General features: G+C 64.8%; 6 protein-coding genes. 3 read left to right on the top strand and 3 right to left on the bottom strand.

All coding sequences use genetic code 11. The annotated features are described in order from the left end of the window. The 3 genes from IPF85_RS19865 to IPF85_RS19855 all read right to left on the bottom strand — a co-directional run. Nucleotides 1–232, bottom strand: a 232-nt coding sequence (locus tag IPF85_RS19865) for a hypothetical protein (RefSeq protein ID WP_343409798.1), incomplete at its 3' end; no start/stop codon positions are given. A 55-nt stretch (nt 233–287) separates the two neighbouring features. Then, nucleotides 288–1856 carry a hypothetical protein gene (locus IPF85_RS19860; protein WP_343409797.1) on the bottom strand — a complete coding sequence of 523 codons (1569 nt, stop codon included), beginning with the start codon at nt 1854–1856 and terminating at the stop codon, nt 288–290. 13 nt (nt 1857–1869) lie between these two features. Next, complete coding sequence (locus IPF85_RS19855; protein WP_343409796.1) at nt 1870–2154, bottom strand: hypothetical protein; 285 nt, start codon at nt 2152–2154, stop codon at nt 1870–1872. 309 nt (nt 2155–2463) lie between these two features. On the opposite strand from IPF85_RS19855, the gene IPF85_RS19850 reads away from it, so the two are divergent. The 3 genes from IPF85_RS19850 (at nt 2464) to IPF85_RS19840 (ending at nt 9330) form a co-directional block, all read left to right on the top strand. Next, complete coding sequence (locus IPF85_RS19850; protein ID WP_343409795.1) at nt 2464–4359, top strand: BTAD domain-containing putative transcriptional regulator; 1896 nt, start codon at nt 2464–2466, stop codon at nt 4357–4359. A 145-nt stretch (nt 4360–4504) separates the two neighbouring features. Beyond that, nucleotides 4505–5305, top strand: a complete 801-nt coding sequence (locus IPF85_RS19845) for a tetratricopeptide repeat protein (RefSeq protein WP_343409794.1) — start codon at nt 4505–4507, stop codon at nt 5303–5305. Between the two features lie 419 nt (nt 5306–5724). Next, nucleotides 5725–9330: a LamG-like jellyroll fold domain-containing protein gene (locus IPF85_RS19840; protein WP_343409793.1), complete on the top strand. Its 3606-nt coding sequence runs from the start codon at nt 5725–5727 to the stop codon at nt 9328–9330. Nucleotides 9331–9354 lie beyond the last annotated feature (24 nt).

The following is a 9354-nucleotide window of genomic DNA, read 5'->3' as shown; positions in this document are numbered from 1 at the left end:
TGCGCAGGCCCGAAAGACGGAAAGGCTCGTAATATTCGTGGAGTACTTTGGACTCCGTCCGGATGCACGGCTCGGCCCGGCCGCAGTCGAAGGCAGTATCAACCTCGCCAGCCACGAGCCATACCAGGCGCGCGTTAGTCCAGTCAATGCTGCCACTGCCGGGCTGATAGGGGATCTTGCCGTAGAAGTTGGTGATCGCCGAGGTTCCTTGCGGGACGAGCGGCACCATCATGGTCCGTTGGGTGTACGTGTTACCCGACACCCCCAGAAAGAAGGAATTGTTGACGTCAATCGTCTTCTCGAAATAGATGACCCCGTAATGCTCGCGCAGGTCTGGACTGGGCGCAACGTTCGGCTCGATCGTCAGGTAGGGCCAGGCGGACGTCCTGGCTCGATCCGTCCAGGTCGCGCATCTGGCCTTGCTCGTCGTAGGGCCAATCGAGCGTGGTCAGGGTATAGCGCAGGTGCGCTGGGTTCTGCGGCTGAATCTGCAGCTCGATCGTGCGGTAGCCGTCGAAACCGTCGTCGGCGATGTTCAGCGTCATGGCTGGCTTAGAGGGCGTCACGGCGAAAGGCGCCAGGTCCTGACCATTCGGCACGCCATCGCCGTCGCTATCGCCGTCCCAAAGATTGGGGATACCGTCGCCGTCTACGTCCACCGCGGGTGCGGTGCCTGTCGGCTGGGACCACGCGGCGGCGTCGGACAAGCCATCGCCATTGGTATCGCCGTTGAGCGCATTGCCGTACCAGTGGCGGCCATTGTGCTCGAAGCCGGTCGTCTCCACCCCATCGGGGACGCCGTCGAAATCGGTGTCTGCCAGCAGGTAGTTGGTGCCGTAACAGTTCTCCACGAAATCGGAGAGGCCGTCATCGTCGCTGTCAGCCGTATTCGATCCGACGCCGCACGCCACGAACAGGGGATCGGTGTCTTGCTCATCCACGGGCGCGGCCTGGCCGTGCAACAGCCGGGCCATGGCCTGCTCGGCTTCGACGCTGATCGCTGGCTTCTCGCTTTTAGCGCTGGCTGGGTCCAGGGTCAGGCCCAGCGCGTTGACCACCGGCTCGGCTGAAGCGGCGTGGGCCATATGCTCCTGGAAGCGCACGATCTCTAAGACCTGCAGCAGCGGCCCACTGACCATCGCTGCAATCATGGTCGCCGCCAAGAACCCGTAGGCCCGGTGCGGACTGCGCTGATAGAAACGTACGAAGCCAACGACTAGCAGCAGGGCGAAGAAAAGCAGGAGCCAGGTTGGGGAGAGAACAACCGGCCGCACGCCCGCCCACACTGCGGCCAGGTGCAGACCTGGCGCGGTAATCGCTGCATCTCTTGGCGCAGCAGGCGCCAGCGGCTGCAACTGCCACCCCCCATCTGGGCCAGGCACAACGTCCGGCACCAGGCTGGTCGCGCCAAAGCGAAAGAAATCTATCACCAGGTGGGTTTGGGCGTCGTAGCGCGCATCAACCTCAGGCATGTGCAGGTCCATCACCTGGCGTCGAGGCAGCCCCTGGCTGTCGATCCAGATCTCGCCGCTGCCGGTCATGCGTTGGAGGTTCTGCGGTGGCTGGAGGTGCACGCCGGCCGGCAACTGGCCTTGCATTTGGCGCTGCATTTCGTTCAGCATGTCAAGCGCCATCTGCGGGCCGTTGATGTCGAACTGATAGCGGGTGAAGGTCTCGCCGCTGGCCTGCACCGCATCGAGCAAGCGCACGTTATCGGCCGCGCCCACGAAGGCCAGGTAGTCAGTGGTGGGCGTGCCCAGGCTGAACGGGTTGCTGACCTCTTCCAGGCTGTCGCCGCGTAACAGGAAGGTCTTTGCCCCGTCCTGGATGAGCGTGGCCGCGCGCCGTCCGTCCATGCCAGAAGCTAAACTAATCTCCAAAGCGTGAATGGTCGCGGCCCTGAACGTTCCCTTCCAGGTGCCAGGTCAACTGCTGGCTGCTCTGGCCGATCATGGCTGTCACCGGCCGCGGATGAAGCTGTTGCTCAATATCGGCCGTGAACTGGTAGGAACCGGCGGCCCGCGCGCGTTGCAAAGCTTGGGGTAGACCGTCGGTTTGCGCCGAGGCGGTAAGAAACTCCCCGCCGATCAGGGACATGATAATGACGAGAGCGATGACTGCCGGCGCGACTCTGGCGAGCCGTGGATGTTTCATGGTCTTAACCTCCAACACAGGCAGAAAGCGGTTCCACTAAATCACCAGAGTGGAAAGCACAGGCAACGTCAGTGATTCGTCAGCAAATCGCGGGCATGGGCTGAGGTTTGTTGACGATAGGCTGATTCCCGCTTATAATCTGTGCCGGCACGAGACTGCCTTGTTGCAACCAAACATCCATGTCGTAGGACGATAGCGAGTCACTGCTGGTGTCCGATGCCACGACTTCGATTGATCTTGCTTGGCGCCTTCCATGCTGCGCTTGACGGCCGGCCAATAACCAGGTTCGGTTCAGCTAAAACCCAGGGGTTGTTAGCTTACCTGGCCCTGGCTGTGGACCACCCGCACTCGCGGGCCGTGCTGGCGACCTTGTTCTGGCCCGAAGAGGGTGACTCAGCCGCATCGCACAACCTGCGCCAGACGATCTATGACCTCCGTCGCCTTCTCGATTCCACCGATCCCCGGGAGGGCGGGCGCCAACCTTATCTGTTAGTAACCCGCCAGACAATCCAGTTCAACCCGGCCAGCGACTACGATCTCGATGTGGCCCGCTTTCTCGACATGCTACAAAGCGATCGCCAGGAAGAGGCGGCCGCGCTCTATCGCGGCGATCTGCTGGCCGGGATGATCGTAGACGGCACCCCTTTCGAGGAATGGCAGCATTACCGGCGCGAGCAGTTGCACCGCCAGGCGATGAACCTCCTGGGTCAACTGGCGGAGCGCTATCTGCACCAGCAGCTATTCGACAAGGCGCAGCGCCATGCACAGCGCCAACTGGAGCTGGAACCCTGGAGTGAGCCAGCCCACCGGCAGCTCATGCGGGCCTTATGGCTGGCCGGCGAGCGCAGTGCAGCCCTGGCTCAGTTCCAGGTGTGCCGCCAGATCCTCGCCGCCGGAGCTTGGGTGGAACCGCAAGCGGAAACCCTGTGGCTGGCGCAGCAAATCCGCCAAGAGCATCTACTCCCTCGGCCCTGCCAGCCCCCCGGAAACAAAGCCGACTCTCAACATAATCTCCCGGCGCCGCTGACCTCGATCGTGGGCCGGGAAGCCGAACTAAGGCACGTTAAGGAGCTGCTGGCTCACGATGACTGCCGCCTGCTCACCATCACCGGCCTGGGTGGAATCGGCAAGACCCGATTGGCCCTGGCTGCAGCGCATGCACAGCTCAACGCCGGCTGGCACGAAGTCCACTTCATCGCACTGTCGCCCTTGGCGGTCATAACCTCGTCTGAAACGCTGGCGCACAACATGATCCAGGCGCTGGCAAAGGTCAAGCCTACCCTGCATCCCCAAGGCGAGACGGCCAGCTTAACCCTGTCGCACTTGTGGCACAACCGCAAGGTGCTGCTTGTGCTGGACAACTGCGAGGTGATCGTCTCCGGCGCCGAATGGTTGGCAAACCTGCTCATGGCCGCGCCCGGACTCAAGATCCTGGCCGTTTCCCGCCACCGTCTCAATCTGCAAGCCGAATGGGCAATCCCGCTGAACCCTCTCTCCTTAATCCCAGAAGCCAATGCAGCGCTACCCTTAAGCCCGGGCGCGCAGTTATTCGTACAAAAGGCGCGCCAGGCCCGCCCCCAATTTCAAGTCACCGGGCACAACCTGCCCTGGATCAACCAAATCTGCCAGCTTCTCGACGGTCTCCCCTTGGGGCTGGAGCTGGCGGCGGCCCGTGTTCGTCTCTACACCACCCGCCAGATCGCCGGCCAACTGACTGCCAGCGCCTCGGCGTTATCAGCCGACGAACTGGACCGGCCCGACCGGCACCGCAGCCTGACGGCCGTCTTTGAAAGCTCGTTGGCGCTCTTGACGCCGGAGGAATGGCAGCTCTTTTGCCGGCTGGCCGTGTTCAATAGCGGCTTCTCCATAGAAGCTGCGCAGGCCATCGCCGGGACAGTGCCAGCGACCATCTTTCGCCTGCTGGATCGTTCACTGCTGCGTTTTGACCCAGCGAGCCAGCGTTTCCTTCGCCATCCACTGGTCTATGCCTACGCGCTTGAAAAGCTGCGCGAGTCTCCAGAGGAGGAACACGCTGCACGTGCGCACCATGCGGCTTTTTTGCTGCCTTCCTGGACCAAAGGCGTCAGGCGCTGCGTGGCTTCGAACAGGCCACGGCCCTACGCGAGATCGAGGCCGACCTGGAAAACATCCTTGCTGCTTGGCACTGGCTCGTCGAACAACAGCAGCTCGAACTGCTGGCACTGATCAGTGATCCGCTGCACGACTATCACGTGACCAGAGGCTTGCACCAGCGGGGTGAGCAGCTCTTCGGGCAGGCGGCTGAGGCGATTCGAGGAGCAGGCAGGCCCCAGCAACTCCCGAACCAGCGATACAGGCTATCGCATGCACCTTGCTGGCCAAAAAGATCTATTACCTGCACGCCCGTGGGCAATTTGCCGAGGTTTTGGAGATTGGCCAACAGATCGAGCATCTGGGCGCAGCATGCCCTCGCGCGGCTGTAGCCATGGTCAATCGCTGGTGGGGAAGCGCGCTCAACCGCCTGGGCCGCCCAGAGCAGGCGCGCCCCAGGCTGGAGTATGCCTTGGCCTTGAGCGAGCAAATCGGCGATGTGTATGGCCAGGTCGAGGCCTTGCGCGGCCTGGTTCACTTTTGGATGGGACTTGGCGAATACGAGCAGGCCGGGCGCCTTCTGGATCAGGCATGGGCGCTGCGAGCGCAGGTCAAGGCCAGGGACGAGTGGTTAATGTTGCGCCTGTACGGCTACCTGGCCTCGGCCAAACGTGATTACGGTCGGGCGCGAGACTACTACACGCAAGCCCTGGCCTGCACGCAGCGCATCGGGGACAGCTTCGCCCAATCTCTTATCGAAGAGCGCCTGGGTGAAGCCTATCTGGAGATGGGCGAGCTGGATACCGCGCGTCATTTCCTGGAGCAGTCATTAGTTGGCTTCCGCAACGCAGGCGCCGGCGAGTACGAAGCGCTCTCCCTCTTTCACCTGGGAAGGACGTTGACACTCACTGGTCAGAAAGAGCTGGCCAGCCAGATGTTCGGTGAGGGGCTTGGCCTGGCGCAGCATTTGGGTAATCATCAACAGGCCGAGGAGATTCAAGCAGCGCTGCGCAGTCTCACGGCCAGGGATTCAATCACGAGCATGCGTCAGAATCATGGTCTGTTTCAAGTTTCGCGATAGCCGAAAGAAGACCTGTCATGGAAACCGGCGCATCTGATCCTAACCTACCGGCGCAGCGCTTGCCAACAGAGATGGAGGACGTTGAACGCGCCGGCGACGAGATGGACGCGGGGCTGGCCGACGACGCGCCCGCGCGGGCTCAATATCATCTACAGCGATCTCTACATGCACCAGTACGGTCGCTACCCTGCGCCCAGGCAGCCGCACCACACGCCTGGCGCCCTCACAATCGCTCTGACCCCGGACTCCCGAACTTGTTCGGGGAAAGACGATGTAACCGTATGAACCACGGAACACACAGAATACACGGAAGGGAAATCGGAGTATGGCTTTCCGTGTAGTTCGTGTATTCCGTGGTAAAGCATCCCGAACAAGTTCGGGAGTCCAGCCGATCCGGGAATCCGAGTAAGGAGGATCTCATGCTGCGTAGCCGTTGGTTGTTGAGCCTTGCCCTTCTGTTTTTGCTGCTCCTGCTGGCCGTGGCCGCCTTGGCGGCAACGCCGACCCCGCGCTGGCCGAATCGAGCGCGCGCCGACGCGCCGGCCCCATGGCTGACGTCCTGCCCCCAGGGCCGACCGCTATCCGGGCCGGTTCCGCCGCCAACACCGCCGCCCTTCTACTGGATGGAACCCGGCGCGCCCAAGACCCACCCGCCGCCGCCACCGCCCAACCTGCCCGACCTCAGCGTGCAGTGGATCGAGCGCACCCCGCGCTACCAGCGCTTTTGCCTGGACTACAGCAGCGGCCTGCCCGACCTGTGCGCGGGCACGCAGGGGCTGCGCCGCTTTCCCCTGCCCGGCGAAATCGTCACCTTCAGCGCAGCCATTGCCAACCAGGGCACGCTCACCAGCCCCGCCGCCAGCGCCGTTTGGGCCATCCTGCCCGCCGCCGCGGCTCCCGGAGTTCCGAACTCGTTCGCGGCCGCGCCTGGCCGGCCGCACATCACCCTGGCGACGCTGCCGCCGCTGGCGCCCGGCGTCACCACGACGCTCACCCTCACCTGGCCCTGGCAGACCGACCGCTTCACCGTCACCCTGACGCTCGATCCGGCCATTACCTTCAGCGAAATCACGCGCAACAACAACCAACGCAGCGACGCCACCGATGCACTCTACATGGATGTCCTGGTGCATCCGCTGATCGTGCAGGCCTTTGCCACCCGCACCAACCTGGTCGGCTCCTGGAGCTTCGACGACTGGATTCAGGCGCAGTTCGACCGCATGAACGTCAACCTGGCGGCCGCGACCTATGCGGCCGCGCCCAGCGGCGTCCTCGACCGCGTGCGCATTGATGTCATCACCGCCACCGAGGAGGTGGGCGGCGACCTGGTGAGCGGCAGCGTCTGGTTCGACGGCCGCTGGACCTTCCGCGTGGAGCCGAACGATCCTGACACGCCGGAGGATGAGTCGCTGCTCTCGGCCGAGAACTATGCGCAGACCTTCGCCGGCGCGATTGACTGGGGCCTGATCCACGAGCTAACCCACCAACTGGGCATCATTGACGAGTACAACCTGAACGTCGCGGGCAGTTACCAGAACCAGGTGACCGACAGCGACGGCCGGCCGCTGCTGCTCGGCTTCGACTGGCCGCGGCCGGGGCTGATGGGCGGCGGCGATGTCGGCTCGCACACGCCCTGGCGCGATTACGGCGACCACACGGCGCTGGCGCTCAACCGCAACCAGGGCCAACGCCGCGGTTATTTTGGCGAGTATCTGTTCGATGTGCCGGCCAGCAACAGTCTGGCTGTGCTCGACAACCGCGGTCAGCCGCTGCCCGGCGCGGCCGTGGCAATCTTCCAGACCGCCGGCGGCGTCGTGCAGAGCGTGCCCATCGCCAGCGGCGTGACCGGCGCGGATGGCCGCGTGGCCCTGCCCAACCGCAGCCTGCCGCTCGGCGGCATCACCACCGCCACCGGCCATACGCTGGCGCCCAATCCCTTCGGTCAGATTGACGTCGTCGGCTTCGGTGCGCAGCTCCTGGTGCAGGTCAGTCAGGCCGGGCAACCGCCGTTCTACGCCTGGTGGTCGCTGACCGATTTCAACCTGGCCTACTGGCAAACCGGCGCCGGCGCGTACGAACGGGAGTTGAACACGCACCTGCCCGCGGCCGGCGCGCCTGCGGCGCCGCCGGCGCTCGACGGCCGCGTGGATGGCGCCACCGTCAGCCTGAATTGGACGCCCAGCCCGTCGGCGGGCATCAGCGCCTATCGCATCTACCGCGGGCAGGAACCGACCTTCTACCCCCTGACCGTCATCGCCACCACCAGCAGCCTCAGCCTGGTGGACACCTCGCACCGCACGGCCCGCTACGCGGTGACGGCCGTGGACAGCCAGGGCCGCGAGAGCGGCTTCAGCCCCATCTTCCGCGCGCCGCGCACCATTTTGCCGGCCGCGGTCACGGTCAACCCAACCAGCGGCGAGCGGGCCATCCTGGATGGTCACGACGGCGCCTTGCTCACGCAGTGGGCGGATGACCGCTGGGTGGGGAGGCAGGGCACGGTACATCTGGGCCTGGCCGGCAGTCGCGCCCTGGTGCGCAGCGCGGACGGGCAACTGCTGGCCGCGGTGACCGGCGAAAACCGCATCAAGGTGCTGGACAGCCAGCGCCAACTGGTCAACTGGTTTGGGCAGGAAGGCTTCGTCAGCGGCCCGCTGTATGGCCCGTCAGGCGTGGCGCTGGCGAGTGCGCCGTTCACCATCACCGGGCGACCGGCGGCCGATGGGCAGACGCTGGGCCTGGCGCCGTTCGACAACAGCCTCAAGCTGAGCGGCAGCCTGCCGGTGACCGCCACCGGCGTCAGTTTCACGCCCGGCCGTTTCGATGGCGCGGTGCTGGTGGACGGCAACGATCAACTGGCCTACGCGGCGTCCGGCCATTTCGATCCGAACCAGGGCAGCGTGCAACTGTGGGTCAGGCCCGACTGGCCCGGCGCAGACAACCAGGAGCACGCCCTGTTCGAGGCGTTGCAGGCCGGCGGCGATGGCTATCGCCTGCGCCTGGCCAAGGCCGACTGGAACTGGCTCTACGCCTGGTTTACGGACGGCAGCCTGGGGCAGCACGATTTTGCCCTGTACGCGGACGTGTCCGATTGGCAGCCGGGCGTCTGGCATCACCTGGCGCTGGCCTGGCAACCCGCGCCGCCGGACCCGCTCTACCGCCGCTTCACCTTCTGGGTAGATGGCCGCCTGCTGGATTCGCACGTACAGCGCGTCCCCATGGCCGGCATGCCCACCTGGCTCAGCGTGGGCGCGGGCGTGGATGGCCGCGATCAGGCCGACGCCAGCCTGGATGAGCTGTTCATCAGCGGTGTGGCGCGCGTGGGCAACAGTCAACAGACGCGGCTGCTGGTCAGTCAAAGCAGCGTGCACCGCGTGGATGTGTTGGATTGGATGGGCAACACGCTGAGTCAATTCGGCGGCGCGGGCAGCGGCGCAGGGCAGTTCAACAACCCGCAGGCGCTGCTCTCCATCGGCGGGGTCGGCGGGGCCGGCGGGGCCGGCGGGGCTGGGCAAACGATCCTGGTAGCCGACAGCGGCAACGGACGCATCGAGGCGCTGCACGCTGACGGCGTCAACCTGACCTGGCAGGCGCACTGGGCCACGGGGCTGAATCGGCCGCAGGGGCTGGCGCGGCTGCCCGGCGACGCGGTCGCGGCCAGCGATGTGGGCGACAGCCAGATCAAGCTGCTCACGCCGGCCGGCGCGCTGCTGCGCAGTTGGAGCGAGCCGAACGATGGACATACCGGCAGCTTCTGGAGCCCGCTGGGACTGACCCTCCTGCCCAGCGGCGATCTGCTGGTGGCGGACACCTATAACGGCCGCGTCGTGCGCATCATCGGCGCGGTGACCCTGTGCTATGATTTCAACAGCAGTGGCCTGGTGGATGTCAACGACATTCAGGCCGTGGCACAGCGCTGGTACGACCCGGGGCTGTACGATGCGCGCTACGACGTGATTCCCGACGGCGTGATTGATGTGGTGGATGTGATGACCGTGGCCGCGGCGTGGAACCTGGGGTGTGCGTAGGAGCAGTTACAACGCGGGGGCGCA

The organism is Candidatus Amarolinea dominans, from assembly GCF_016704685.1.
Lineage (GTDB): Bacteria > Chloroflexota > Anaerolineae > SSC4 > Amarolineaceae > Amarolinea > Amarolinea dominans.
The sequence above is the reverse complement of the archived record's forward strand: the minus strand, read 5'-3'. Positions and strand labels throughout refer to the sequence as shown.